This is a genomic window from Streptomyces sp. NPDC048506 (assembly GCF_040651315.1).
Taxonomy (GTDB): domain Bacteria; phylum Actinomycetota; class Actinomycetes; order Streptomycetales; family Streptomycetaceae; genus Streptomyces.
In genome coordinates this window covers 32,962-58,805 of record NZ_JBEZIX010000059.1, presented here as the reverse complement: position 1 = coordinate 58,805, position 25,844 = coordinate 32,962, and the positions used below count along the sequence as shown (strand labels likewise).

General features: G+C 67.1%; 20 protein-coding genes and 1 pseudogene. 13 read left to right on the top strand and 8 right to left on the bottom strand.

Annotation, left to right across the window (positions count from 1 at the left end; all coding sequences use genetic code 11):
• Window positions 1–739: 739 nt before the first annotated feature.
• From AB0C96_RS35780 to AB0C96_RS35760, 5 genes are all read left to right on the top strand, one after another.
• Window positions 740–1,057, top strand: coding sequence for a type VII secretion target (locus tag AB0C96_RS35780; RefSeq protein WP_362923464.1), 318 nt, complete (start codon window positions 740–742; stop codon window positions 1,055–1,057).
• A gap of 2 nt (window positions 1,058–1,059) precedes the next feature.
• Window positions 1,060–2,334: an amidase domain-containing protein gene (locus AB0C96_RS35775; RefSeq protein ID WP_362923462.1), complete on the top strand. Its 1,275-nt coding sequence runs from the start codon at window positions 1,060–1,062 to the stop codon at window positions 2,332–2,334.
• Window positions 2,335–2,340: 6 nt separating this feature from the next.
• Entirely contained in the window at window positions 2,341–2,724 is a 384-nt protein-coding gene (locus AB0C96_RS35770) for a hypothetical protein (RefSeq protein WP_362923460.1), read from the top strand.
• A gap of 356 nt (window positions 2,725–3,080) precedes the next feature.
• The gene (locus tag AB0C96_RS35765) at window positions 3,081–4,331 is read left to right on the top strand and encodes an IS256 family transposase (RefSeq protein ID WP_362923459.1); all 1,251 of its coding nucleotides are present in this window, start codon (window positions 3,081–3,083) and stop codon (window positions 4,329–4,331) included.
• On the top strand, window positions 4,331–4,693 hold the full coding sequence (locus AB0C96_RS35760; RefSeq protein WP_362923457.1) for a hypothetical protein: 363 nt from the start codon (window positions 4,331–4,333) through the stop codon (window positions 4,691–4,693). Before AB0C96_RS35765 ends, AB0C96_RS35760 begins: the two co-directional genes overlap by 1 nt.
• A 269-nt stretch (window positions 4,694–4,962) precedes the next feature.
• Here AB0C96_RS35760 and AB0C96_RS35755 read toward each other — a convergent pair whose 3' ends face one another.
• The 6 genes from AB0C96_RS35755 to AB0C96_RS35730 all read right to left on the bottom strand — a co-directional run bounded on the left by AB0C96_RS35755 (window position 4,963) and on the right by AB0C96_RS35730 (window position 11,101).
• Window positions 4,963–5,478 carry a TetR/AcrR family transcriptional regulator C-terminal domain-containing protein gene (locus AB0C96_RS35755; protein ID WP_362923456.1) on the bottom strand — a complete coding sequence of 172 codons (516 nt, stop codon included), beginning with the start codon at window positions 5,476–5,478 and terminating at the stop codon, window positions 4,963–4,965.
• Window positions 5,479–5,819: 341 nt separating this feature from the next.
• Complete coding sequence (locus AB0C96_RS35750; protein WP_362923454.1) at window positions 5,820–6,899, bottom strand: NAD(P)-dependent alcohol dehydrogenase; 1,080 nt, start codon at window positions 6,897–6,899, stop codon at window positions 5,820–5,822.
• 92 nt (window positions 6,900–6,991) lie between these two features.
• The gene (locus tag AB0C96_RS35745; protein ID WP_362923453.1) at window positions 6,992–7,462 is read right to left on the bottom strand and encodes a DUF4334 domain-containing protein; all 471 of its coding nucleotides are present in this window, start codon (window positions 7,460–7,462) and stop codon (window positions 6,992–6,994) included.
• Window positions 7,463–7,513: 51 nt separating this feature from the next.
• The gene (locus AB0C96_RS35740) at window positions 7,514–8,038 is read right to left on the bottom strand and encodes a transposase (RefSeq protein ID WP_362923451.1); all 525 of its coding nucleotides are present in this window, start codon (window positions 8,036–8,038) and stop codon (window positions 7,514–7,516) included.
• A 105-nt stretch (window positions 8,039–8,143) separates the two neighbouring features.
• Window positions 8,144–9,484 (bottom strand): cytochrome P450, encoded by a 1,341-nt coding sequence (locus tag AB0C96_RS35735; RefSeq protein WP_362923449.1) that lies wholly within the window; start codon window positions 9,482–9,484, stop codon window positions 8,144–8,146.
• 297 nt (window positions 9,485–9,781) lie between these two features.
• Entirely contained in the window at window positions 9,782–11,101 is a 1,320-nt protein-coding gene (locus tag AB0C96_RS35730; RefSeq protein WP_362923447.1) for a cytochrome P450, read from the bottom strand.
• A gap of 595 nt (window positions 11,102–11,696) precedes the next feature.
• Between AB0C96_RS35730 and AB0C96_RS35725 the strand changes: the two genes are divergently transcribed.
• The 5 genes from AB0C96_RS35725 (at window position 11,697) to AB0C96_RS35705 (ending at window position 18,839) form a co-directional block, all read left to right on the top strand.
• A complete protein-coding gene (locus AB0C96_RS35725) occupies window positions 11,697–12,839 on the top strand; it encodes a hypothetical protein (RefSeq protein WP_362923445.1) in 1,143 nt (380 codons plus the stop codon).
• 733 nt (window positions 12,840–13,572) lie between these two features.
• A complete protein-coding gene (locus AB0C96_RS35720) occupies window positions 13,573–14,511 on the top strand; it encodes a helix-turn-helix transcriptional regulator (RefSeq protein WP_362923443.1) in 939 nt (312 codons plus the stop codon).
• A 42-nt stretch (window positions 14,512–14,553) separates the two neighbouring features.
• Complete coding sequence (locus AB0C96_RS35715; protein ID WP_362923441.1) at window positions 14,554–15,417, top strand: SAM-dependent methyltransferase; 864 nt, start codon at window positions 14,554–14,556, stop codon at window positions 15,415–15,417.
• Window positions 15,418–15,571: 154 nt separating this feature from the next.
• Complete coding sequence (locus AB0C96_RS35710; RefSeq protein ID WP_362923439.1) at window positions 15,572–16,342, top strand: hypothetical protein; 771 nt, start codon at window positions 15,572–15,574, stop codon at window positions 16,340–16,342.
• A 1,216-nt stretch (window positions 16,343–17,558) separates the two neighbouring features.
• Window positions 17,559–18,839, top strand: coding sequence for a hypothetical protein (locus AB0C96_RS35705; RefSeq protein ID WP_362923437.1), 1,281 nt, complete (start codon window positions 17,559–17,561; stop codon window positions 18,837–18,839).
• A 4-nt stretch (window positions 18,840–18,843) separates the two neighbouring features.
• Here AB0C96_RS35705 and AB0C96_RS35700 read toward each other — a convergent pair whose 3' ends face one another.
• Complete coding sequence (locus tag AB0C96_RS35700; protein ID WP_362923435.1) at window positions 18,844–19,515, bottom strand: hypothetical protein; 672 nt, start codon at window positions 19,513–19,515, stop codon at window positions 18,844–18,846.
• Window positions 19,516–19,733: 218 nt separating this feature from the next.
• On the opposite strand from AB0C96_RS35700, the gene AB0C96_RS35695 reads away from it, so the two are divergent.
• From AB0C96_RS35695 to AB0C96_RS35685, 3 genes are all read left to right on the top strand, one after another.
• Window positions 19,734–21,605: a hypothetical protein gene (locus AB0C96_RS35695; RefSeq protein ID WP_362923433.1), complete on the top strand. Its 1,872-nt coding sequence runs from the start codon at window positions 19,734–19,736 to the stop codon at window positions 21,603–21,605.
• Between the two features lie 810 nt (window positions 21,606–22,415).
• On the top strand, window positions 22,416–24,509 hold the full coding sequence (locus tag AB0C96_RS35690; protein ID WP_362923431.1) for a helix-turn-helix domain-containing protein: 2,094 nt from the start codon (window positions 22,416–22,418) through the stop codon (window positions 24,507–24,509).
• A gap of 9 nt (window positions 24,510–24,518) precedes the next feature.
• Window positions 24,519–25,076: an XRE family transcriptional regulator gene (locus tag AB0C96_RS35685; protein ID WP_362923429.1), complete on the top strand. Its 558-nt coding sequence runs from the start codon at window positions 24,519–24,521 to the stop codon at window positions 25,074–25,076.
• A gap of 286 nt (window positions 25,077–25,362) precedes the next feature.
• Here the strand turns inward: AB0C96_RS35685 and AB0C96_RS35680 are convergent.
• Window positions 25,363–25,820: pseudogene (locus AB0C96_RS35680) on the bottom strand (transposase).
• Between the last annotated feature and the right edge of the window lie 24 nt (window positions 25,821–25,844).

The window sequence follows — 25,844 nt, the reverse complement described above, 5'->3', positions numbered from 1 at the left end:
AACCCGCGACGACATCCACGAAGCGTTCCTCAAACTCGCCTGCTCACTCATCTGCTGGCGACGCTTGCAAGTCACATTGCGTTAGGAGCTCTAAGAGGTCACGGTCGAAGGCCGGCGATCTGCCGCTGGCCTTGCCGCGGCATTGGCGGTTGGCGATCTGATCGGCGCCCGTTCCGGAATGACTGCCCGGATGCCCGCCGACGCAGGCCCTGCCGGATCGCCCACGACGAGTACGCCTTGTCCCACACCACGACCGGCCAGGCGTCAATCCCCGCGGGCACGGGGAGCGGTGGTGGGGGCTGCCGGAGCAGACCTCCGTACTTGCCCAGCCGTGCAGTCGGTGGCGGCCGATCCATTGCGCGGCAGTTGTGTGGCTGTTCGGAACCGTTCGGCCGCTCTGCGCAAGGGCCAGTCTCAGTCCGCCGGACGCGCGGTCAACGGCACGTTCCGGAGGATCCCGAGGCCGCTCCTCAACGGCGTAGATGTCGCAATCCGCACTGAGCCAGAAGCCCTCACGTCGCTCAAGCACCCCGAACGGCATGTCGCTTGTCACCAACGTGCCAGAGCAGCACACGTAGGTCATTTTGCCTCAGAACCGCCTGGTCAGCCCCCTGTTTCGCGGTCCTGCAGGCGACCTCGTACGGTGAGCGGGTACGGCGTACGAGGTCGTGTGCAAGACCACCTGCAAGACCACGTGCGGAGCGATTCGATTGCAGTACCGGGGGGGGGGGGAAAGCCCGTGGGCGACATACGGGTGGACACGGCGAAGGTCCGTAGCACCGGCGATGACATGAAAGCGTTGTCGAGTGATACGCAGCGGCGCCTGTCGCATGTTCTTGACAGCTCTCAGGAGGTCTACTTCGACGCCATGTTCTGGAAGTGCGGTAACGCGGTGATGGCGTGCCGCACAGCGTGGCAGGACCACATGATCGAGCTTGCCAAGAGGATGGGAGAGCTGGGGCAGCGGTTGCAGGATTCCGCCGACGGTTACGACGCCGCGGACCAGGAAGCCGTCTCACGCCTGAGGGCCGGCATGCAGGATCTGGGGAGGCACTGACCGTGGTCTCGTACTCGGATCTCATCAGCGCCCACCCCCGGAAGTGGAAGGATGCGGCGGATGACTGGGCGGCGTTGGCGAAGTATGCGCTGAACGCCGCGAACGACGTACGCGAGCAGGGCGCCAAGCCTCTCGCCGACAATTGGGCCGACGAGGTCGGTGCGGCCGCAGCAGGCGATTTCGTGAAGCTGGCCAACCAGCTGGAGTCGGCGTATGACCTGCTGCTAAGCGTCAAGATGGTCATGGAAGGGATGCACACCAGCCTTGACACGGCGATGAGCATCGCCTGCCAGATCACCGATCTCTCGCGGGCCCATGGCCTACCCCTTGGGGATGACGGCATGCCGCTGGAGTGCCCCGGGCCGAACGCTGATGCGGACCAGCAGCAGGCGTACAACGAGATCGTTGCGTTGCGCGACCAGGCGCTTCGGCAGGCAACCGAAGCTGACGAAAGAGCAACTGCCGAGCTGAATCGCCTCGCAGGCATGGTTGGAATCAGTGACCCGGACAAGGCCCTCGCGGAGCAAAACCGTGCTTCGCATGTCGAGATGGACATGCTTGCCGCCGACATCCCCAAGGCGGACACCGATCCGGCCGTCGTGCGTGCCTGGTGGAACAGCCTGAGCGCGAAGCAGCAGCACGACATGATGCGGGCCGAACCGGTGAAACTCGCCCACCTCGACGGAATCCCCGAGAACGTCAAACGCGAGATGCGCGGCACGGACGGAAAGTTCGACCGGGTCAAGATGGTGGAATACGCCTTCGACAATTGGGACCAGGATGATCCAGTTGATTTCGGCAACAACTGCACCAACTTCGTCTCCAACGCGTTGGCCCACGCAGGCATGCAGGAAAAGACCTCGTTCTGGGAAGGGACTCGCGGAGACGACACTTGGATGCGGGGGAATCCCACCGGGATTCATTTCCCTGGATTTGAGCAGATAGACCGCTCTCTCGGGCACTCCAAGACGTGGGCCGGCGCCGAGAACCAGCAGAGCTTCATGCTCAAGCACGGCGGCGAAGAGGTTGATCGTTCCCAGGCCAGACCCGGCGACATCATCTACTACGACCAGGCCGGACCGAACGATGGGCTGAAGAAGGGGGCGGCCCACCACGCCGCAATCGTCACCGCGGTGATGCCGGACGGCGAGATCAAGTACACGCAGCACAGCGACCCGTATCAGAACGCGAGTTTGCAGGGCCGTCTCCCGGCAGTGGAGAAGGCCGAGGGGCAGCAACGGGTGCGCATCGTCCGCCCCCACCCGGATTGGTACTGATAACTGATGGCCAACAAACCCGCCAGTACTCAGCCATCCGCTCTGCTGGTCCCGCTGTTCGCGGTACTCGGACTGTGCGGTCTCGCAGCGTATGGGAAAGCTGACGACGCGCACACCGCTGCAGAATGGGCGCACTGCGGTGACTTGCCGCTGACCTGGCAGATCTACTCAAGCGCCTACGGGGCGCTGACCTTTGGGATTCTCACGCTCGTGCTGTTCTGGTGGCTTGCCCGACGCGCCCGGCGACGCGGCGCATGGGTGGGCCACGGCTGGCAGGGCAAGTTGGCGCTGGTCGCCATTGCATTGGACATCCCCTTGATCGCCCTGCAGCTCTTCGTGATCTGGTACCTGTACCAGCCGGCACCTGGAGGACCCATCAGCTGCGTCTGACGCGACTCACACCATGAGGGGGGAAGATTCCTGGACGCCGTGTTCGACAATGGGGTCGGGTATGCAGCCGGTGTGGGGCATTCGCCTTAGGAATCTCCCTCTCCGTGCCCGCATCTGCCACGCGCTTATCGATGCGGCGCCGGCTGCGACTCAGAAAGCCCGACGTACGGATGCGTGTTCATGAGATCAACGCGGCCCTGGGTGGCAGGGCAGGCCGGGATCGATCGAATTCGGAGCAACGCTCAAGGCCTGTGGATCGGTGTCGGGGAGGCAACGCGAAGGGCGTAACTTCCCGAATGATCCTGTGATGGTCATCGAGTAGGCCGACGTTGGCGCGTCGGTCGGGAAGGCACGCCGTGCTCACGGTAGTCAATGCTGACGGTTCCACGCCAAACAGCTCGCTGATCGACGAGATCGTCCACGAGGGCGCCCGGCGGATGCTGGCCGCCGCGCTGGAAGCCGAAGTCAATAGCTACATAGCCGAGTTGGCCGATGTACGGGACGGCGACGGTCGCCGCCTGGTCGTGTGCAACGGCTACCACCAGCCGAGGATGGTCGCCAAGGCCGCCGGGACGGTAGAGGTGCGGGCCCCGCGCGTGAACGACAAGCGCGTCGGTGACACGACGGGTGAGCGCAAGCGGTTCTCTTCGGCGATCCTGCCGCCTTGGTGCCGCAAGTTCCCGCAGATCAGTGAGGTGCTGCCGCTGCTCTACCTGCACGGCCTCTCCTCTGGCGACTTCGTGCCCGTGCTGGAGCAGTTTCTCGGCTCCTCGGCCGGCCTCTCGCCCGCCACCGTGACGAGGCTGACCGCCCAATGGCAAGCCGACCACACGGCGTTCATGGACCGGGAGCTGTCCGCCAGGGACTACGTGTACGTCTGGGCGGACGACGTCCACCTGCGCATCCGCCTGGAGGAGGCGCAGGCCGCGGTCCTGGTGCTGATGGGGGTGCGTGCGGACGGTACGAAGGAGCTGATTGCGATGACCGGCGGTTCCACCGAGTCGTCCGAGGCATGGGCGGGCCTGCTGTGGGACTGCGCCCGTCGGGACATGCGGGCCCCGGTCCTGGCCGTCGGCGACGGCGTTCTCGGGTTCTGGGACGCGCTGAGCGAGGTCTTCCACGACACCCGCCATCAAGGATGCTGGGTTCACAAAACCGCCAAGGTTTTGGACGCGCTGCCGAAGTCAGCCCAGCCCGCGGCCAAGCCTGCGATCCAGAAGATCTACAGCGCTGAGGACAAGGAGCACGCGGCCCGGGCCGTCCGTGACTTCGAACGAACCTACGAGGCCAAATACCCCAAGGTCGTCAAGCGGATCACAGACGACGAGGACGAACTCCTGGCGTTCTTCGACTTTCCCGCCGAGCCGTGGATCCATCTGCGGACCACCAACCCGATCGAGTCGACCTTCGCCACCGTGCGCCTGCGGACCAAGGTCACCAGAGGCGCCGGCTCCCGCGCGGCCGGACTGGCCATGGTCTTCAAACTAATCGAGTCCGCTCAAGCCCGCTGGCGAGCCGTGAACGCGCCCCACCTCGTTGCCCTTGTCCGCACCCGAGCCCGTTTCAAACGTGGTCAGCTGGTTGAACGCGAGGAGCGGGCAGCCTGATGGACACCCCCAATCCGCTGACCAACGAGGAACTCGCCGAGATCGAGGAGCTTGCCGGTGCTGCGACTCCCGGCCCGTGGCACGTACGCCAACTGGACGACGACTTCGCCATGAGCCTCGTTGCCATCAGTACTGTCCCCGACACCGGAGCCGGCGAACGCTGGCCAGACTTCGACCACCGTCAGATCGTGGCCGCCACCCTGGTCCAGCAGCCACGATATGTCGACGTCGCGGACGAACGCTGGGACGAGAACGCCCACTTCATCGCTAACGCCCGCCAGGACATTCCCCGCCTGATCGCCGAGATCCGACGTCTCCGCCGCCTCCTCGAAGCCAAGGACCAGAAGCCCGAGGAGGGCTGAAACGCACCACCGATCCACAGGAATTGACAATTGCTCTCGAATATTCTTTCACATCACCTCAACGGTCTTGTGAAGCCGGGAAACGGGGTAGCCCCTTCGGCGCGAGGCACCTACACGGTGCTCTGACGTCACAAGGCTGCAGTTCCGGTGGGCTTCGCCCTCGAAGGGAGCGGAGCACACCAGCGGCAGTGAGCAGCTCTGGTGAGTCATGACACAGAAGTCATTGTCTTGCTGCGCCGGGCGGTGTCGCCTGAGGGCCCTCGTCCCGATCACCCCTCCCCGCGCTCCCCGCCCCGCATTGCCTCGATTCCCGCGATCTGCAGGTCGAGTGCGAAGGCGAAGTCCCGGTCCAGCATCGCCGCGGCCGACCGGCTCGTACGGACCTGGTCGCCCCGGCTGGACAACTCCTTCATCTCCGCGAACTCCGGGTGGCTCGAGATGGCCGAGACGACCTGCTCGAAGTCGTCGTGCAGGCTGATGCCCGCGGCCCGGCACCGCGCTTCGTGCGTTGCCCGGATCGTCGCGAAGCCGTAGACGAAGTGGAACAGCGACGCCAGCGCACCGGACGTGCACACGTCTTTCAGGCCGCTGCGCCCTATCACCTGCAGGGTGGCGTTGGAGAACGCCGTCGAGTGCGAGCCGATGTTGATGAACTCGGCCAGCAGCCGGGACGCCCAGGGGTGACGCAGCAGCATGTTGCGGTAGCCGGTGGCGAGGACCCGGAGCTGTTCGCGCCAGTTGGCGCTGGCCTCCGACTCGTCAGGCAACGGCAGTTCGCTGGCCACCGCGTCGAGGCGAGCTCCAGAAGATCGTTCTTGGCGTCGACGTATCAGTAGACGGACATCGCGGTGACACCGAGCTCGGCGGCGAGCCGGCGCATTGAGAACCTCGCCAGCCCCTCGTCGTCCAGCAGCCGGACGGTGCCCCGACGATCTTGTCGAGGTTGAATCCGGCCGGCTGTTCCGCCTTGCGCTAGAGCGGTGGGCGCTCGGTCAGCCAGACGCTGTGCGTCCGCTTACCGGCGCGGCCGTTGGTCGCGGCCATGGCGTCCGTCCTCTTCTCCTTCCCGTGCTCCACGTCGGCAATGTGCTCGCACCACGGCCTCGAACAACCGGTAGGCGCATCGTCAGGCGAAGGTGAGGACCGGCTTGATGGCTTCGCCCGCCAATGAGGCTTGCGCGGCCGCCTCAATCTGGGTGAACGGGAATTCTGTGATAATCCGCTCGAGGGGGAGCTTTCCCTGCTGGTGTAGCTCGATGAGCCGGGGGATGAAGAGGGCGGGCTCCGCGTCCCCCTCGATGACGCCGCGCAGGCTGAGGCCCTTGGTCATGACGGTCATGACATCGAACTCGGCCGTCTTCCCGATGCCCACCAGCGCGAGTGTGCCACGCTGCCGAAGCGCCGCGATGGCCTGCGAGATCACTGCTGACTGGCCGGTGGTATCGAGAGCGTGGTGGGGCCCGCCGTCGGTGGCGTCACGGATGGCTGCAGGTACGTCCGCTGCTGCAGGGTCGATAACTGTGGCGCCAAGCTGCTGCGCGGCTTCACGGCGTGCGGGGGCGGGGTCGACGGCGACCACCGTGCACCCGACCGCGACGGCGGCCATGGCGGCGCTCAAACCGACGCTGCCCGCACCGAAGACCGCCAGTACCGATCCTGGTTCGGGACGCAGCACGTTGAGGACGGTGCCTGCACCGGTCTGTACGCCGCAGCCCAGAGGAGCCGCCAGAACAGGGGAGAGGTCGCCGATCTTCACGCAATTGCGTTCGTGGGCGAGTGCGTAGGTGGCAAAACTGCTTTGGCTGAAGAAGTGACCGTGCACCGGTGCACCGTCGCGGGACAGTGCGGTGCTGCCGTCGGGCCGAGTCCCACTGGCGTTGAGTGCGTTGATGCCGGTGGAGCAGTAGGCCGTTTGGCCTGTGGCGCATTGATCACAGGTGCCGCAACTGCGGTAGCTCAGACATACATTGTCGCCGGGGCCGACGTTCTTCACGCCTGCTCCGACGGCCTCGACGGTGCCAGCGCCTTCGTGGCCGAACACCATGGGCAGTCGCGGCCACAACTGCCGGGCGCTGAGGTCGGTGTGGCAGATGCCCGCCGCCCTGATTCGTACCAGGACCTCGCCGGGCCCGGGGCCCTCAAGGTCGAGGTCGCGGATGATGAAGGGCCCGCCGATGGACTCCACACATGCTGCCTGTATACGCATTTCGGGTGTTCCCCATTGTTCGCGGTCGTCGTGCGGTGCTCGGCATGAGCGCGCGGCCGTCGCAGGCCGCGATGGATAACGATGCTGGGTCGTCAGTTGTCGCGTTCGAGAATGAAGTAGAAGTGGCGCCCCTCATCAAGGACGTCCGAGCCGTCCATGACGCCCAGCAGAAAGTGCTCATCGACCTGCTTGAAGTAGTCGCGGATGGGCCGGCCGTCGTAGACCATGCAGGCGGTCGTCTCGCCGCGGAATGCGTCCGCCCGCAGAGTCGCCTTGCCCTGGCCCAACTCGATGTTGGAGTACAGCTGCCCGTCTGCATCGCGGCAGATCAGAGGGTGCACGTCAGAAATAGACTTGAAGTTTTTGCCGTACCACTTCGCCTCCTTCAGCATGGCTTCGACGCGATGCCCTGTCGCGACGGCGTATCCCTTCCAGGAGCCGAGGATGTCTTCCGGCCGCACGGCGGGCAGCGCTGACCACACCGCTTCCAGGTCACCGGTAGACACCGCGTCACCAGCCGCGCGGATGTCCGCGACGCGCAAACGAGCTTGCTCGACGTCCATGGTGGTTCCTCTCATGATCGGTCTGGATTCCTGACCCTACTGAGGTTTTCGTTAGTTCTGTGGGTGTGGTTGGTGGATGGTCAGTCCTGTGTGGATGAGGAAGGACCAGGGGAGTTGGTCGTTCTGGCTGATGCGGTGAATGCCGCGTTCGGCGGCGTCGGCGACGTCCGCGAGGTGGTCGACGGCGAGGTTGGTGAGCTCACGCGCCTTCAGTGCCGACCACAGCAGTTCCACCGGGTTGAGTTCGGGCGCGTAGGCGGGCAGTCGTTCCAGTGTGAGCCAGTCCTGTTCGGCGACCCAAGCTCGCATGCTTCGGCTCCAGTGGGCGGACAGCCCGTCCCAGACCAGTACCACCGGCTCTCCTGCGTAGAACACTTTGACCTGCTCAAGCATCTCGATCAGGGCAGTGGTGTCGTAGCTGCCCGGTTTGAGGTGGAAACACAGTCGCGGACCACGGCCGGGGTCGGCGGCGTGGTAACCGAGGGCGGCGGCCATCGAGGCACGTTTCCAGTTCAGCCGGTGCCGCAGTGTGGGGGTGCGTCCGCGGGGGGCCCTCCCGCCTGTTCCGGGCGTCACATCATTCGCCGTATGGATGTCGGGTGCCGGCCTCGACGGAGAGCCCGAATCGCAGGCTGCCCGGCCGCGGCAACCAGGAGCCGGGCGAGCCCCACCACGGCAGTGTCAGTCCTCGCGCGGTTGCACAGTCACGGGGGTGGGTGGCGGTGCCAGGATGAATCGAGGGGTTGGTTGGGTCGCTGAGCTGGGGTGATGGTGCAACTGCCACCTGCTGAGGATGACCGCGAGGGCGAGGGTCAACTCATTCATGGCAAAGGTGTCGCCGATGCACTTGCGTGTGCCGGCCCCGAAGGCCAAATGCAGCCGGAGCTGCTCCGAAGTCGCGTTCTCAGGCGTCCACCGGTCTGGGCGGAACTCGTCGGGGTCCGCGAAGACGGTCGGATCGCGGTGCAGAGCGTAGGGGCTGAAGATGACATCTGTGCCAGGCGGGATGGTGCCCTCCGGCCAGGATACGGGTGCCGTCGTCTTGCGCGTTCCGAGCCAGGCCGGCGGATGGAGGCGGAGTGCCTCGGTGATGATCCGTTGTGTGTAGGCGAGTTGAGGGATGTCCTCATGGCATGGGGGCCGGCTTCCCAGGACCTCGTGCAGCTCCGTGTGGATCCGCGGGGTGATCTGGTGCTCGCTGACCAGGCGGAGGATCCACACGAGGGCAGCCGCCGTTGTCTCCACGGCTCCGAAGAGGAGCGTGAGGACCTGGTCGTGGATGGCCTGGTGCGGATTCGCCTCGAGCTCACACGCGGGGGCGATCCTGGACAGCACATCTCCATGGTCCTGGCCGTTGCGGTACTGCGCGGTGACCAGGTCCATGGCCTTGCGGGTCCGCGCCATCTGCCGCTCATGGCGTCGGTTGACCGCGAGGGGGAGCTTGGAGAAGGCCTTGCCGAACATGCCACGCCAGTACATGCCGCGGCTGATATCCGGAAGCGCCTCGGCGAGCACGGCGGCAGCGGATTCCGCTGTCGGCGCGGACACGAGGGACCGCGACGCGGCAAGGGCGGCCAGCCGGTGCGCTTCGTGCTCCAGGTGGAGGGTTTGGCCGGGCGTCCAGGAGTCGGTGACCTCCACGGCCGCCACACGCATGGCCTCGGAGTAGGCCGGCATCCGCGAGGGGTGAAAGCCCGGGTTGACCAAGGCCCGCTGTCGGGCGTGGTCGTCGGCGGGGCAGGTGACCAAGTTGGTACCCAGCGTGGCCTTCATGGAGTCCGCGATCGGGCCGCCCTTGTCGAACCGGCGCTGGTCGTCGACCAGTATCTGGCGGACCAGCCGTGGGGCGGTGACGGCGAGGACGTCACGGTGCGCGAGCCGCAGACGGACCACCGGGCCGTGGAGGCGCAACTGCCGAACGAAGGGCAACGGGGCGCGGACCAGCTGGGAGAGATGCCCAAGGAGGGGCATGGCGCCCGGGGCTGTGGGGAAAGGCAAGGCGGCTCTCACGGGTGTCCTCATATCCAAGGGGGTGACATCCACGCAGCGCGGACCGGGCGCCGGAGGGGGGCCACACGGCGCCCGGTCTGTGCTGGCATGGCCCGATGCCAGCCTTGCGCGCCCGTTACCCGAGACCGGTCGGGACAGGCGGGCGGTGTCACACCGTGGGACTGCTGCACCGCGGAATCACTTCAGCGGACGACGCTGCTGTGCGCAAGGCCTGCCTCGTCGCGAAGGCAATGACGTTGCACTCAGTGCCATTTCACCGGGCCGACTCTTCAGTCACTGCAATGTGCGGTCACGAAGAGGTGACTGCGGTCAGGCTCTCGGCGTGCCTACGTGCGCCGTGGCCTGTGTCGCCCACTGCCCCGCCGTGGTCGGGTCGGTGCCCTTGGCCTCCGGCGGAAGGAAGGTGACGGGAAGGCTGATCAGGTGTTGCGACATCAACGTGCCGCTGCGCCGCAGCTCCTCCTCCGGAACCGATAGTGCGAGACCGGTGACGCGTGCCAGGAGGGTGTCGATCCCTGCCTGGGCGATGGCGCGCCCGATGTCCTGCCCCGGGCATTCGTGGGCGCCGCTGCTGAAGGCGAGGTGGGAACGGTTGGTGTGGATCGGTGCGGACAGATCGTCGTCTGCCGGCCGGACGGCGGGGTCCTGGTTGCCGGCAGCCAAACCCAGGAGAAGCATGTCGCCCTTCTGGATCGTGTGCCCGCCCAGTTGGGTGGTCTCGGTGGCCCATCGCCCGATGATGGTGTTGAGCGGGGGCTGGTCCCACAGCATCTGCTCCACCGCTTCCGGCAGGGTCATCTGACCGCCGGACAGGTGCGCCCGCCATCGCTGATCCGTGAGCACCATCCGGAGGGTGTTGGCGATGAGGGTCGCTGTGGTCTCGCAGGCGGCAACGAGCGTGACCCGGACGTGCGCGAGCACTTCCTCGTCTGTGAGCTGCGAGGGATGCTCCAGCAGCCATGACGTCAAGTCGTGTGCCGGCGCGTTCTTCCGCTCTTTGACCAGGTCCTGGAGCACCGTGGTGACGTATCGATCGCTCGCCAGCGAGGTGTCCGTGCCCTGGAGCATGTCGGGCACGGCGTGGACGAGCTTCGGACCGTGCTCCTCGTGCACACCGACGAGGTGTCCCATGACCAGGATCGGCAACTGCATGGCGAAGTCCGCCACCAAGTCTGCCCGGCCGTTCGCGAAGTCGTCGATGAGTTGATTGGAGCAACGGGCCACGTAGCGGTGGAGGCCGAGACGTTCGAAGCGGCGCAGTCCGTCCTTGACGGCGTCGCTCAACCTCTTGTGCACCTCACCGTCGTTGAAGTTGACCACCGGCCACCAGGTCGTCATGGGGCTCAGCGGGTGGTCATCGCGGACCTTGCCCTCCTGCAGGGCCCGCCAGTTTCGGGGGTCGCGGGAGAAGAGGTTGGCGTTCCGTGCGACCTGCAGGTTCTCGCGGTAGCCGAGCACCAGCCAGGCAGGGAGGTCGTCCAGGACCAGCACAGGTGCAATCGAGCCGTGCGTGTCTCGGGCACGTTCGTAGAGGGCCATGGGATCCGCCTCGGCCTCCTGCCCGTACAGGCGGAGCGGGCCCCCTCCGTGTGCGGGGCACTGCGGCGGCGGGCCAGGGGGGGTGTGCATGAAGCCTCCAAGTGGCGCGAGATACGTGGCATGAGGAGCTGGCGTCGCGGCCCGGGCGGGACACGCGCCGACGGCGGTGCGAGAGCTGGCGGCTGCTTCCTACTGGCAGCCTCGAACGGTTCGGGCCACCCGGCGATGGGATCTACCGCCGATGCACCGGTCTGGACCACCGTGTTGCCTGCCGGCGGCTCGGCCCATGGTGTCGGCCCTGGCGGTCTCCGATGCGGTCGCCGGGGCGGGGTCGGCCCTGTGTACGTCTGGGCACGCCGCGATGCGCGAAGGCTTCACCGGCACCCTTAACCCTCGAAGAGGAGATCGAACGATCACAGGTCCGGAGCATATCTGGCACACACGTTTGCTCTGATGCCCGGTCATAAACGCTGATGCGTTGCCAACTGGCGCCTTGCGGCCTCAAACGCAGGCCTCCTTCACCGCCACAAACGGCTCCGTACCCGTGCAGGTGGGACAGTGCACGGCGCGCCTTGTCTCAACCTCTACGGCGGCGGGGCGTTTTTCGGCCATATAAGTGTGCACAATGATCGGGTGTGGAGTGGCGCTGGGCGCGGCGTGTCTCTGCGACAACCAGGGAGGGTTCGTGTACGGCACTGAGAACGATGGGCCGGCCATCAACACGCAGGCGAATGAGGCAGCGTTGGTGGCCTGGCCCGCGGGGGTACCCCGGGTGTACTGCCCGATCGAGCCGACGCGCATCCATCCGCAGGCCGACAAGGTCGGCGAAAGCAGTGTGGAGTGGCTCGCCAGCTTCGGGATCTTCGACAGCGACGACGCCCTACGTCAGCAGACCGTCGCGAGCCGGGTGGGTGAGGCAGTGGGCCGCGCGGCACCGCAGGCATCCGACGAGGGCCTGCAGCTCTATTCGGACTGGTCGGCGGTCGCCTTCGCCTTCGACGACCTCTACTGCGACATGGGGCCCACCAGCACCCAGCCGCACGCGTTTCTCGAGGTCGCGACGCGTGTCCTGTACCGCATCGAGCGACCCGAGGCCGCACGTTGGGACGAGACCCTCATCTCCGACGCGTTCGTCGACCTCTCACGTCGGGTCCGCAGGCTCGCTCCGATGATGTGGCAGCGCTGGGTGGCTGGACACATGGACTGGATGCTCGGCTCCCTGTCCGGCATAGCACGGCGCAACGAGGCCGGCGGCGAACCAGCGGACATATCTGACCACCTCGCGACGAGAATCAGCGACGGCGCGATGTGTCTCAATCACGCACTCATAGAGATCGCCGAGGGCACGCGGCTTCCCGACGAGTTGCGCTCTGGTAGTGCAGTGGGCGCCGCAACCGCAGCCGCATACACGCTCGTGCTGCTGGCGAACGACCTCGTCTCCTACCGTCGGGAGGCGGACGCCGGTGCCACCCACACCAACTGCGTGGCCATCCTCATCCCTCCCGGGGGCAGCGTGGAGGACGGCATGGAGAAGGTGGTGCAACTCCACGACCGCATCATGCTTCTCTACGTCCGACTCGGCGAACAGATCAAAGCCACCGGTGACAAGCGCCTGAGGCGCTACTGCGACCAACTGAGCAACTACATCCGGGCCAACCTGGACTGGTCCCTGACCGTCCCCCGCTACCAGCCCCAGGCCGCACCCCTTACCCCCGCCCCCACTGGCGCGGACACGGTGTTCGCCTGGTCCTCCAACCCCCTTGACAGCAGCCACGTGGCCCCGCCAATCCCCTCCATCGCGTGGTGGTGGGAGCAGCTCAGTCCCTGACCATCTGCCGTCGCATCAGGCGGAGAGGCTGTGCACCGGCCCGCCCCGACTCGGAGTGCAGGCCGCTGGCCGGAACCCCGGCCTGCTGCCCGAGCATTGTTCCCGGGCGTGAGCGTGACTCACAGCGGATCGTCCCCGGCCGCCGCGGCAGCTCAGGTTGTCGCCTCGATACGGGCGTGGAGGCTGCGCTGCCGTCGCAAGGCTATCGAGGTGAGTGGGCGCGGGTCTGGTGCGAGCCCTCACGAGCTGGGGCATCAGCTCGTCGCCTGGATCTGCGCGCCGCCGGTGCGTGCCTCGACCTGGGCAGCGGTGAAAGCCGGATGGGCGGGGAAGCGGATCCCAAGGCGTAGTGCAACGACCAGGTAGGTCCGGACGAGCCGGGGCGATGGCGGCGAACAGACCGCCTTGTCGGCGAAGCTGTGTGGCGCCCCCGAACTGGAGCTCTGATGGCCGGTGTTGCCCGTGGCAAAACATGCCGGTCAGCGGAAGCGATACGGCTGCGCCGGCATCGAACGCGGCAGTGAAGCTCCGGAAGCAGAAGCGGCAAGGGCTCAGAACCGTCGATGCCGGTGCAACGGAAGTGGCACCGAGGCCACTTGTGCGGCTGATGCAACCGCTGAGCCCCACACCTCACCGCCCTCAGGCGGGTCTTGTAAATTACAAGCCAATGTAATTCCCGCTATGGGAACCACACGTAGTGCTGTGGCACACTGCGATCACGGAGGGAGATCGGATGGTGGCCATCAAGGAGACCTCGGCCAAGGGCAAGGCGACTCCGACTGTGCCCCGGATGTTGATCGGGAAGAGGCTCGCGGCCCTGCGCGAACGCGCGGGCCTCGACCTCCAGGCTGTCGCGGACTACTTGGGCATGCACGCGCAGACCGTCCGTCGGCTGGAGGCCGCCGAGGGAGGATCCTTCAAGATCCCCAATGTCGCCCGCGTGCTGGAGCTGTACCTCGGCGACGACAAGGAGAAGGTGGCCGCGTTCCTGGCAGATGTCAACGCGGCGAACTCTCCCCAGTGGTGGGAGGTCTTCAACAAGGACGTCGTTCCGCCCTACCTCAAGCGCCTCCTCAGTCTGGAGGAAGCGGCGGAGACCATCCGCGGCTACGCCCCGCAGTTCATTCCGGATCTCCTGCAGACGGAGGAGTACACCCGCGCCGCACTGCAGGCTCAAGGCATTCCGCCGGAGACCGTCGAGCGCCGCGTCGACTTGAACGTCCTGCGCCAGCAGAGGTTCCACTCGGGGGAGGGGCGTCGGAGGTTCTTGGAGGACAAGCCGCAGGTCTTGTGGCTGATCCTGGACGAGACGGCACTGCGGCGCGCAGTCGGCGGTCGCCAGGTGATGCGGGCACAGCTGGAGCGCCTGATCGGTATCGCGGAGGCTTGGGAGCAGAAGGCCGCCAAGGCGAGTATCCGCCTCCTGGTCCTGCCGCACAGTGCCGGCCCACCACTCGGCATGGGCGAGCCGTGTTTCCTGTTCCGCTTCCGACTGCACAACCTGCCCGATTCCGTCGTCCGGTTCACCTTGGAGGGAGGTGAGTACGTCGAGAAGGGGGGCATAGCCAGTGCGTACCTTGAGGCTCTCGACCGCACGAACGGGCGAGCCATCGGATTCCGCGACACCCCAGCCTTCCTGCGCGAGATCCAACGCGACCTATGGGACGGATGACGCTTGCAGGGTTGGGAGGAACGCGTACATGCGAGGGGGAACATGACAAGCGGGAGCGACCGCTCAGTCACGAACGAAGAACCGCAGCCGGGGAGGGTGTACTTCGCGCTGCTCGGCGCCAAGGGGCCGTTCAGGAGCGATATTGCGGTCGCCAAGGGGATTGAGGCCGAGTACGGGGCCCACGGGCTCAATGCCAAAGCCAGCGCCTGGTCGGCGCGACATTGCGCAGAACGCATGGTGTACGACCTCGCCGCACACCACGGCGTCGACCAGTTCCTCGATGTGGGTTGCGGGCTGCCACTTGAGCCAGACATACATCAGATCGCGAGACACGAGTCGAGCGACGTACGGGTGGTGCTCGTCGACAACGACCCCATCGTGGCGGATCACTGGGACGTCGAGCTGAGCGTCTCGCCCGCGGACCATGTCCGGTTCCTGGCCGCCGATATGACCGACCCGGAGAGTGTTCTCAACTCCCCGCAGGTCACCGAGATGCTGGACCTCAGCCGCCCCGTCGGCCTGCTGTTCAACAACATTTTGCCCTTCGTGCCCGATACCTCCCGGCCCCATGACGTCGTGGCCCGCTACGTGGAAGTACTGGCGCCCGGCAGTTACATGACCTTGAACCACCCCACGGGCGACGTGAGGGACATGGGCAGGGTGGCCGACGTCTACAACGGCAACAGCGGTGATGGACCACTACACCTACGAGACCGAGAGAGCATTCTGAGGTTCTTTGACGGAATGGAACTGCTTGCACCTGGGCTCGTCATGTCCCACTCCTGGCGACCGGACATCCTGGTGCCGCACATCCCGGGCACAGCCATGCGGCCCCACGTCGACTCCTTGGGGATCGACGACATCTCAGACTCGAAATGGGCGGCGGTGGCACGCAAGCCGGCGTAAAGCATGACGACGACCAGCAGCAAGGCGCTCTCATACGTTTCGTATGGGAAATTTTTCTGCCTGGTCATCCGTAGAGGAGCGCATGAGAATCGCTCCGCGGAACCGGGGGGTTGACCGGACCTCTCCGTCTTCCTGCAATCATGAGGGGGCTCATATGCTCGAAGAAGTACCCGACGTACCCGCTGCTCCCGACAGAGCGGCATCCCGGACCGGGCTGATCGTGGGACGCACCGTGCAGGTGCTGCGGGCCCTGGCGCAGGTGCAGCATGACGCTGGCCGACAGGCCCACCTGCGCGAGGTCACGTCCGCGACAGACATGGACAGCAGCACCGTGTGCCGATACCTGCGTGCCCTGGCCGCCACGGAGGAACCCGCGGTTCGTCAGCCGAGCAGGGGTACCTACGAACTGGTCTGGAACGCGCCGAGCGACGGTCCTACGCCCCAGCCGTCTCAGAGGGTCCAGGGGCAGCTCACCCAGCTCCAGGTCAGGACGGGGCAGATCGCGCTGCTCTTCCATCCCTTCTATCTCGACCGCCATCCGCAGCGCGTCTGCGCGGAGCGCGCCTGGGGCCCCCACTCCCCGGTCGTCCACGACGACCTGGACATCGCCCCGCTGGAGGCAGACGCTCCCGGCCTGGTGATCCGCGCGGGCCTGCACGATCGCCCGCGAACCAGGGAGCTGGCCCGGCGACTCGATCAGATTCGGGCCGGCGGCCACGCCATCGGCCCGGCACCGGTGGAGACCCATGTCTACATCGCGGCTCCCGTGATGCGTGGCTCCACGGTCGCCGGGTCGGTCGCGGTGATGTCGCCGCGGACCACGTCGGCAACCGCTCGTGCTCGCTGCATCCAGGCCGTGATGGACACCGCGGGAGCCATGAGCCTCCACCTGACCGGGCAGCCACGGATGCACATCACTGCCTGACGCACCGAAGGAGCACTCCGTGCCCCAAGCCTCGCGGCAGGGGCACGCCCTCCCTCCCAAGAGTGTCAGGGCGCCAATCCCGGCACTCCTCGACGGCGTCGCCTGTCACCCACCCCGTCATTTCCTCTGCGTTCCGGAGGTCATGTGCGCCCGATAGCGCCCCTTGCCCCTGATTTACCCGCCGACGTCAGCATGGCTTTCCCGACGCTGAAGGCCGTGCCGCAGGGCGGTCGTGGTCCACATGCGCTTCAGCGGCTGTGTCGACGCACGGCGGGACGCCCCGAGGGCCACCGGCACCGCGCCGCGATGGAACAAGCCGGTCTGTGCGCCTCCACCGAGATGCGAGGACACCGGACGCTCCCTGTACCGCCGTTCGCGAAGTCCAGGTGGCCGACCCACAGGCCGCTCAGCACGCCCACCGGCTACCGCGACCGGCTGCTGCGCGCACTGCACGAGGCCACCGGCCGCCAGGAGACCCTCCGCCACAGCCATCGCCAGCTTCCCTTACTGGAGCGGCTATGTGCTGACGCCTGGCACGGGCACCGCAACCACTTCTTCACGAAACAGCTCGAGGCGCGTCCGTCCGTGGCCAGTCGTCTGCTCCCAGCACCACCGCACGCGGACGCCCCCGGTCTGGTGAACCGGGCGAATCTGGACCCTGTAATCCGGCCCTTTTCACGCCAGTTGCAGCGCATTGGGGACAACGGTCACGCCCTCACGCACACCCCGACCGTGGCCGACCACCGGGCACGACCCACTCCGCGAGTCGCCGCACGACGACCACGGGCACGCATGCGGAGACGGCGCCGCCTCCTGTCAGTGCAGGGGAGGCGGCCGTGAACTGACCCGCCCACAGCCAGCGCTGCAGACCGCCAACCCCCACGGTGCGCCAACACCGTACGGACCAGCGGTCGGGCCATAACACCCCACGGATCGGGTTGCCGCCCAAGACGTGGGCCCGGGTGGAGCCCGGGTCGAACAGGTTCTGCCAGAACCAACACCCCACCGAGACGGCGGGGTTGGTACACCCTCATCTAGGAGTTGTGCGCTGCCTATGATGCAGCAAACCTGTGGTCGCTGCCAGGTCCTCCCGACAGCGACCCCGACTCACCCTGCCCGAAAACACACGGCGCAGTTGATCACCGAGGTCTCTGACCAGCACGTTCACACCACGTGTTCTCGCCGGCTGCGCGATGCCGACGAATTCGTTGAAGCGGTGAACTTCATGCTGGCCCGGCACCGGCACCCGAGAGCCACCAGCACCACATTGGTCGTCGCCCGGGACCTCGCCTCCCGGATGGGCGGCAGCCGGGACGGTCATGTCGCCTACGCCTGGCGGGACATGACGCGGCGGCTCCGACTGGGGCGCAGCACGATCGCCGAACACGTGCGAGTCCTGCGTGAGCTGGGCCTGCTGGTCTGGGTCAGCCACGGCTCCCGGCGCAACGTCCTGCGCGACCGCTTGGGCCACCGGTACCGCATCGGCGACGGCTACCGCGGCACCGCGACCATCTACGCCCCCTGCGCCCCGCCCGCGTGGGACGAGGCCATGGGCAAGGTGCGCGACGGCCACGGCTACCGATCCCGCATCCGCGGATACACCGCCGCGGGCCGACAGCTGGCCATCGCACGGGCCAGGCCGTCGGTACCGGAGACCACCCCGGACCCCTTCTTGTACTCGGCTCCCCCCGACGTACCTGTACCTGTAGGAGGAGAGACCAAGACACCGCGCACGCGGAGCACGCCGTCGTCCCGTCGGCAGCGGCGCGCGGCCGGCACCACCGGCGTCACCGCGCGCGAAGCCGAAGCCGGCATCGCCTATGCCAGGATGCTGCGGCTGGAGGTCTGGTGGCTCCAGCACGCCTGTGTGCGGCGGTTGGGCTACGCGGTGCGGCCGCTGATCCAGGCGGGCTACAGCTGGCAGGAATCGGCTCGCGAGCTGTCCAGCTGGCGCGTCCCTCAACGACCGCGCGACGTGGTCGCCTACATCCGTGCAGGCCTGCGCCAGCGCGCCCAGCAGGGCCTCGTGATGCTGCCCAGCTACGCCGTCCAGCCGCGCCGCCAGGCGCACGCTGACGACGATGGGCTGCGGCACGCCGCCAAGCCGGCGATATGGATCGCACGCTTCGGCGCAGCCTTCGCCCGCTATGAGCAGCAGTTGGCCGGCCCGCTGCGCGCCGCACTGAACAAGCTCGCGTCGCGACGGCGGCCGTCCGACGCGGGTCCGCGGTGGACCTACCGGCTCCGCGAGCCAGAGCAGTTCTTCCTCACGTCGCTGCCACCGCGGGACCCGCTGTCGCCACGCAGACCGTCCGAGCGCACCGCAGCGGCGGCCGGGGTCATGAGGCAGGACGGGGTATGGGCCTCTCTCGACGACCACGCCCGGGCCGCTGCCGTCTTCCAGCGGCTACGTGACCGACTCGACGCGGAAGCCACCTCGTCCATGGCCACCTCGTCCACGCTGTACGCGGCGGCCGGCGGTGGTGGCCGTGTTTAGGCCGCTAGGGACGCCGGGGTGCTGGTGTGGTGTCCAGGCGCCGCAGCTCCCAATCCACCCAATCTCGCATGGTGGGTCGCAGCGAGACCTCGACCGCCCGCACGGCCCGCATGACGACATCACCTCCGACGTCGGCGCGCACGTGGTCCTGAGCGAAGGCCCTCGCCAAGGTGGCGGCCGCCTCGGGAAACGCGGCCGTGTAGGGGTTGGGGTCCGCACCGGAGGCATTCTGGAGTCCGTGAGCGATCACGCGGAGCGCCGCGCCCCGCAGCGCCGACGCACGTCGGGTCTCCGCGCGGGCAACGATGTCACTCGTGTCGTCGACGATCAGGTCGCGCAGTTCGTCCGGGACGTCCAGGCCGACCAGGTTGGAGGTCCGTGGGAAGTTGGTGCCACGGGCCTCGCTCCAGAGCCTGTCGAGTTCCTCAACGTCGTTCAGACCGCAGAGCTTGCCGAAGAGCAGCAGCTTGTCGACCGGCATCCTCCGCGTCGGCTTGCCCGTGCCCTTCACCAAGCGCTCGTAGTTTTCGTAGGTGATGGGCGAGACGCTCAGGGCAAACGCCATGTCGGGTTGGGTGAAGCGCTTGGTGGGCAACAGATCCAGCTCCTGAAACCCCAACTCGTGGAGGATCGAGCCCACCCTCTCGGGATCAGCGGACTCCCGGTGCACCCGCATCAGGGACTTCCTTGTCCGCCCGTCCTTCCCCACCGATGCCACAAGTGTGCCTTCCTCAGCTGCCGTTACGTCGCCGGTCACCGTAACGGGGAGCCCGAGGGCCGGGGCCGGGTGGGGCATGGACAGGCACGTGGGCAACGACCCGCAGTCGCACACGCGCCACGAGCCATTTCGGCAGACCTGGCGGGACGCCAACGCCGCGCCGGTGGTCGTCGTGAGTGGATCGCGGTGAGGCGCGCCTTCCGCGAAGCTCACCAGCAAACCCTGTACTACGCTCCCCTGACCTGCACCAACGCTCGGACGCGCCACGCTGTTCGGAGAACGTCATGAATCATATTCTCGGCCATCGTGAGCCAGGGATCCCGAGGCCGCTCCCTCCGATCACCGCCGGGGAGATGCTGCGCTCCCACCGCATCCGGCTCGGTTACACCAGCCGGGAGAGTTTCGCCTTCCAACACGGCCACAGCCCACGGGGCTACAGCGACCTGGAAACCGACAACGCCCGTATGAGCATGGCGACCATGTACGCGCTGCGTGAGCAGCTGCGCATGGGCCCCGTAGCCAAAGACCAACTGTTTCAGCTGGTTACCGGCGCCCCGCCGGCCCTCAAGGCCCTTGAGGTGGACCCCGCACTCGACCGGGTCACCGCACGGTGGGCGGACGCCCATGTCCACACCCATCAGGACCCCGTCGTCCTGATGGACGGTGGCTGGCACACCAGGCATTTCAACGCGGCCTGGGCACAGATCTTTGACGCGATCCCCCCGCACCCCAGGGACCACCCCCTGGACAACCCGATGCGCTTCCTCTTGTTCCACCCCGCCGCGGCGCAGATGTTCCCCGACTGGGAGAAATGGCTCGTCACAGCCGTCACGCAAGTCGCGTGGCACTACGACCTGCACCCGGAGAATCCCCACCTGCGGGACATAAGGCGACGCATCGCCGAAGACGATTTCCTGGAGGACCTCTACGTCAACCGTGCCCGCCAGGAGCTCACGGACCACGGTACGGACGCGATCCTGCAAGGAGACGTCGACGAGCGCCCCGTCCTCATCGATGGGAAGACGATGTCGATCCTGCTCACGGTCATGAGCCCCGGGCATGCCCAGGAGTGCGGCTATCAGCTCTTCAAACTGACACTCCTCGGCCCGTATCCCGGGAACGTCACCCCGGCCCCTTCCCGGGCACCATGCCCGGCAGCCGTCGACGGCCCCCATGACGATCACCCCGCGATCATCACCGCCCCCGAACAGGCAGTCATGCCCGGGCCCGACCGTGCTCTCACGCCCGGCCAACTCCTGCGCGCCTACCGCGAGCGGCTCGGTCTCCCGCGGCACACCGTCCTGCGCGGAGCCCACCTACCCGTGAGGACGGATCGCACCCTCCGCAAGTACGAAGGGGACGAGGCGAAACCCAGGAGCGAATACCTTCCCGGCCTGGCCCGTGTCCTGACGATGAGTGTGTGGGTAGCACAGTACCTCGACATCCTCGTCACCAGGCGCGAACCGCTCCCTCTCGGTGTGAATCTCCCGGCGGAGGTAACGGGGCGATGCGCACGCTGGGCACGCGAGCACGTCACACACCAGGCCGCCCCCACGGCGCTGATGGACGGCGCCTGGGACGTCATCACCTGCAGCAGTTCCTTTCACGAACTCTTCCGCCATGTTCCTGCGGACTCACTCAGCCACCCCACTGTCAATTGGCTGCGGTACGTGGCATTTCACCCGGACGCCCGCGTCACTTTGGTGGACTGGTATGAACGCTGGTTGATCCCCGCCCTGACGGATTTCGGGGAAGTACTGACGCGCTATGCGCACGCCGTTCAACCAGAGCAGAAGGCGCTCCTGGACGAGTTCGAGGCAGACCCTCTGCTGTGGGATGCCTACACGCGACGTGTGGGTCAGGTGCTTCAGAGGGCGGGCGCTGGTGTCGCCACGCGTGGAGACGGTGCGGTGCGCAAGCTGAGCGTTCCCTCCCACGGAGATGCCGCGGGCGCGCGGACGGAATTGTCCGTTCGCATCACTACGGGTGTCCCCCTCTTCGGAAGGCCATGGGGCCTTCGACTCGGCGCCTTCACGATCATCGACTGACTCGCCCCTGATCGCGAACTCTTGACGGCCAGCGAGAGGTGGGCATCGCGTGGGGTTGCGCATCGCGGTGCTGCTCTGCCCGTCGACACCGCCGTTCCGTGTGGCCTCCGCGGCTCGCATGTCGCGGCCGTGTTCCTCCCCGGCGGCGGGCATGTGGAAGCGACCGAACGGCCGCGGACTCATTGCGGTAAGTGAAATGGAGGGCCACTCCAGTTGCAGGTGCTGCACATTCGGGCAGCATCCACCACCTCCAAGTTGTGAGTGATCCACGGAAAGTGCTCGACTAGCTAGCGCCAGCCGGATGTCGAGCGATCTCGGCCGACAGGGTTGCGATAGTGCATCGCAAAACGGGGGATTGCGATGCACTATCGCAACCAAACCCAGCCCCCCAAGGGGGATTGGACCTTCCCGAAGGGCCAATAGGGCCAATGAGGCACCACCATCCGGAATCGGGGTTCCCCGCCAAAGGCCCTCCCGGGAATGTCGCGCTCAAGCCGAGGTGCGAGTGCCGGCCACCGGCGCCGTCGCCCTGCTGCTCGACGAGGTCGACCACCGCTGATCTGTGAGCACCCCTCTGTAACCGGTGCCTCGGCGCCCTGCATGCGCTACTTCAAGGCCATCCGAGCAGGCGCCGCGGTGCTCAGAATTGCCCACAGTCTGCTGAGCAAATCACCAGGGCCGGTAGAAGCGGACCACAGTCTGGGGCTCCGGGCGATTAGCGGCCGGGACGCTATGGGCCGGGAGCGCGATTCAATGCGCGATTCGATGTCGGCTTGAGATAGGGTGGCCCTGGAGGTGAACTCTGTGTCCATGGGGAACGAGCTGTTCAGTGCGGTGGATACGCTGCTGGAGCACATCGACCAGGATGACCTGCCACTGCCCAATGAGCGCAAGCGGCTGCGGGAAGCCGCCGGCTTGAGTCAGGAGCAGGTCGCCAATGCCCTAGGTGCCCGGCGTGAGGCGGTGGGGAACTGGGAGGCGGGCAAGACCGAGCCGCGGCCGCCGAAACGCGCCGCCTACGCCCGGCTGCTGGAGGGTCTCGCCAAGCGCTTCCCCGCACCCACTGCACCCGCCGACGCCGCTCCCACCGCGCCCGCCGACATCTCCGTCACTCCGGCCGAGCCGGAGCCGCCGTCGCCGACGGCGAAGAAGGCGGCCGCCACGTCCCGCCGCCCCACCACGCGGAAACCCGTACGCAAGACACTGCCCACCCCGGCGCCCAAAGCGGAAGCTGAGGCTGATCCGCGTTTCGCTCATGGCCCGCTAGGTGTGCTGGACGGGGACGGGACGCTGTACTGCGTAGGTGGCCTGGTCCTGGACTGCCCCGCAAAGACCATCCCGGCCCTCGTGGACTGGACGCTGTCGGAGGCGCAGCTCGGCGCGCCCCGTCTGCACCGCAGCGGCAAGGACTCCGATCCGCTGATCGTGCTGACCGCCGCGGCCGCCGAGCGGTTCGGACTGCCGGCGGAGTTGGAGGACCGGCGTGGCCTGCGGCTCGCGGAGGACCACAAGGTCGTCAAGCAGCTCGCGCGTGCGAAGTGGAAGTTGACCCGCCGCGGCTTCGGACCCTGGGCACGGATCTACCGACCAGCCGAAGGCGGGCGGCGGCAGTGCGTACAGGTGGCCGTTCTGCCTTGGGGCGCCCTCGACTCCCGCTCCTGGGGGAACACCGACCAGCTGCCGCCGGTCGAACTCGCGCGGGTACTGGGCTCGTACGCGAGCAGGGTCATCACGCCGCGGGGCTCGACTGCCGTGTGCGGCCTGGAGCTGATGACCGCGCTGCGACCGCCGACCCGCGCGGTCAAGGACGAGGCCACCGGCGCGTGGGTCTCGGGCCCGGTGCCGGGCTCGCTGACTGAGACGGTGGATCCGGCGCCGCCGGAGGCACCGATGGAGCACCCGGTCGCCGCAGCCCTCTACCCCCGCTTCCACGAGCGCACCCCGGACGAGGTCCTCGATGAGGAGGCCTACGACTGGTTCCGCCCGCTGACCGACGAGGAGTGCACCCAGGGCTACACCCACGCGGTCGGCATCGACGTCAACATGGCCTTCGCCGCGGCCGCCAACCGCCTCAACGTCGGCCTCGGCCCCGCCACCCACGTCCAGCATCCGACCTTCGACCCGAAGCTGCCCGGCTCGTGGCTGGTCGACCTCTCCCACATCGACCTCGACCCCCGCCTTCCCTCGCCCTTCACCCCGAAGGGCACCCGCCCCACCGGGCCCGCCTGGTACTCGACCTCGACCGTCGCCTACGCCGTCGAACTCGGCGCCCAGGTACGCCCGACCGAGGCCTACGTCCGTCACGAGCACGGCGCCTACCTCGACCCCTGGTACACCCGCCTCCGCGACGCCTACATGGCCACCATGAACGACCTCGGCGTCACCACCGGTATGGCCGAGGAGGACTTCCTGGCCGCAATGGCGGGCCACAAGGACGTCGACCCGGGGCAGGCAGCGGTGCTGTCGGCCATCAAGTCCACCGTGAAGGGCGGCATCGGCAAGCTGCGCGAGCGGCCGCAGAGCGCGAAGCACCAGTTTGGCGAGCGCTGGCCGGCGCTGGAGCGGCCGACGTGGAGCCCGCACATCCGTGCCGAACTGATCGGTAAGGCCCGCACCAACATGCACCGCAAGATGACCAAGCTCGCCGCCGCCGGCCACTACCCGGTGGCGATTCTGTCCGACTGTGCCGTCTACCTCTCTCACGGCTGCAGCCCGCTCGATTTCCTGCCGCACACCCCCGAGGGCAAGCCGCTGCCCGGCGGGTTCCGGCTCGGCGTGTCACCCGGCATGGTCAAGCACGAAGGCACCCAGGACTTCCTGTGGCTGGCCTCCATGATCGAAGACGAACAGATCAACCCTGCACGGCACATCAAGGGCACCGACGCCGTGCGCGACGGAGAGTAGGAGACCGAGGTGGGCATCATCGGCGACAGCTTGGAGAAGGCCGCGGAAGCCACCGCCACCCGCCCGATCCCCAAGAGCGCGGGCGCGCAGATGCGGTACCTGGTCAAGCAGCACAAGGGCTCCACCAAAGCCGTCGCACAACTCCTGGGCATCTCACAGCGCACGGTGGAGCGGTACATCAAGGACCAGATCCGCCGCCCCCGACGCGAACTCGCCGCCCGCATAGAACGCGAAGTCCGCAAGCGCTGGCAGCCGAGGGTGCGCCAGAAGGCCCAGCAGCGGGCGGCCCAGCGCACCGGAATCACCATCGAGACGCGGGCGCGTTTCGGCTTCACCGCCGCTCCCGGCACGACCGATGACGGACGGATCCGCCTGATCACCCAACACCTCCCGCCCGACTACGCTGCGCGGCTCTTCGACGCCCAGGCCACCGGCGCCACCGAGCAACAGCTCCAGAACATCGCCGCCGAAGGCCTGCAGGAGATCTACTTCAAAGACAGCGGCCGCCGCGCCGACGGGCTGTTGGTGGAGTTCACTGACATCGACTACGTGGAGCTCGACTTCTAGGGAAGCGGCACCCAGGGGTTCCAAGCCGTCGCCATTGAGCCAAGGCACGACAGCTGCCACAGAGGCAGCTTGTCGTCCCAAGCAGGTGAGAGCCGGCCCGCGGGCCAGCTGGAGCGCTGTCGCTGGGTCTCGGCAGGCGTCCGGTCAGTCGGGGAAGGTTTCTGCGCATCGTCGACGAGGTGATCGGGCGCTCTCTAGCAGCTGGCGCTGCTGTGCGGCGCGCCTGGTGTCGCCATCGCGGGTTGCGAAAGTTGCCGCAGAAGCGGTGACTACTGACTTCGGCTGGTCAGGGTGATGTTGGGGTGTCGAGGGCGAGGCGGGTTCCTGCTATGAAGCCGTCGAGGGTGTCGGGCTGGTACTGGAGGTGTTTGAGTCGGTTGCGGACGAGGGCTTCGAGTCGGTCCAGGGCCATGACGGCGAGGTTGGCCAGGCTGTGTTTGATGTGGGCCCATACCCACTCGACGGGGTTGAGGTCGGGTGAGTAGGCGGGCAGCAGGAATACCGTCAGCCAGTCACGCTCGGCCACGAGGTCGTGCATCCTGCGGGAGACGTGGGTGTTCAGCCGGTCCCACACGAGCACGATCGGGGCCTTGACCAGCTGGTGGACTCCGTCGATCAGCGCGATGAAGTCCCGCTCGCCCATGCTGCGACGTGTTCTCTTGCCGGCGGGGTGGGTCCGAAGGCGGTGACACAGCCGGGTTCGGGAACCCGGCCGCATCGCGCGATCAGCCCGGCCACCGACAGCCGTCCCGAACGCCGGCCGCTGAC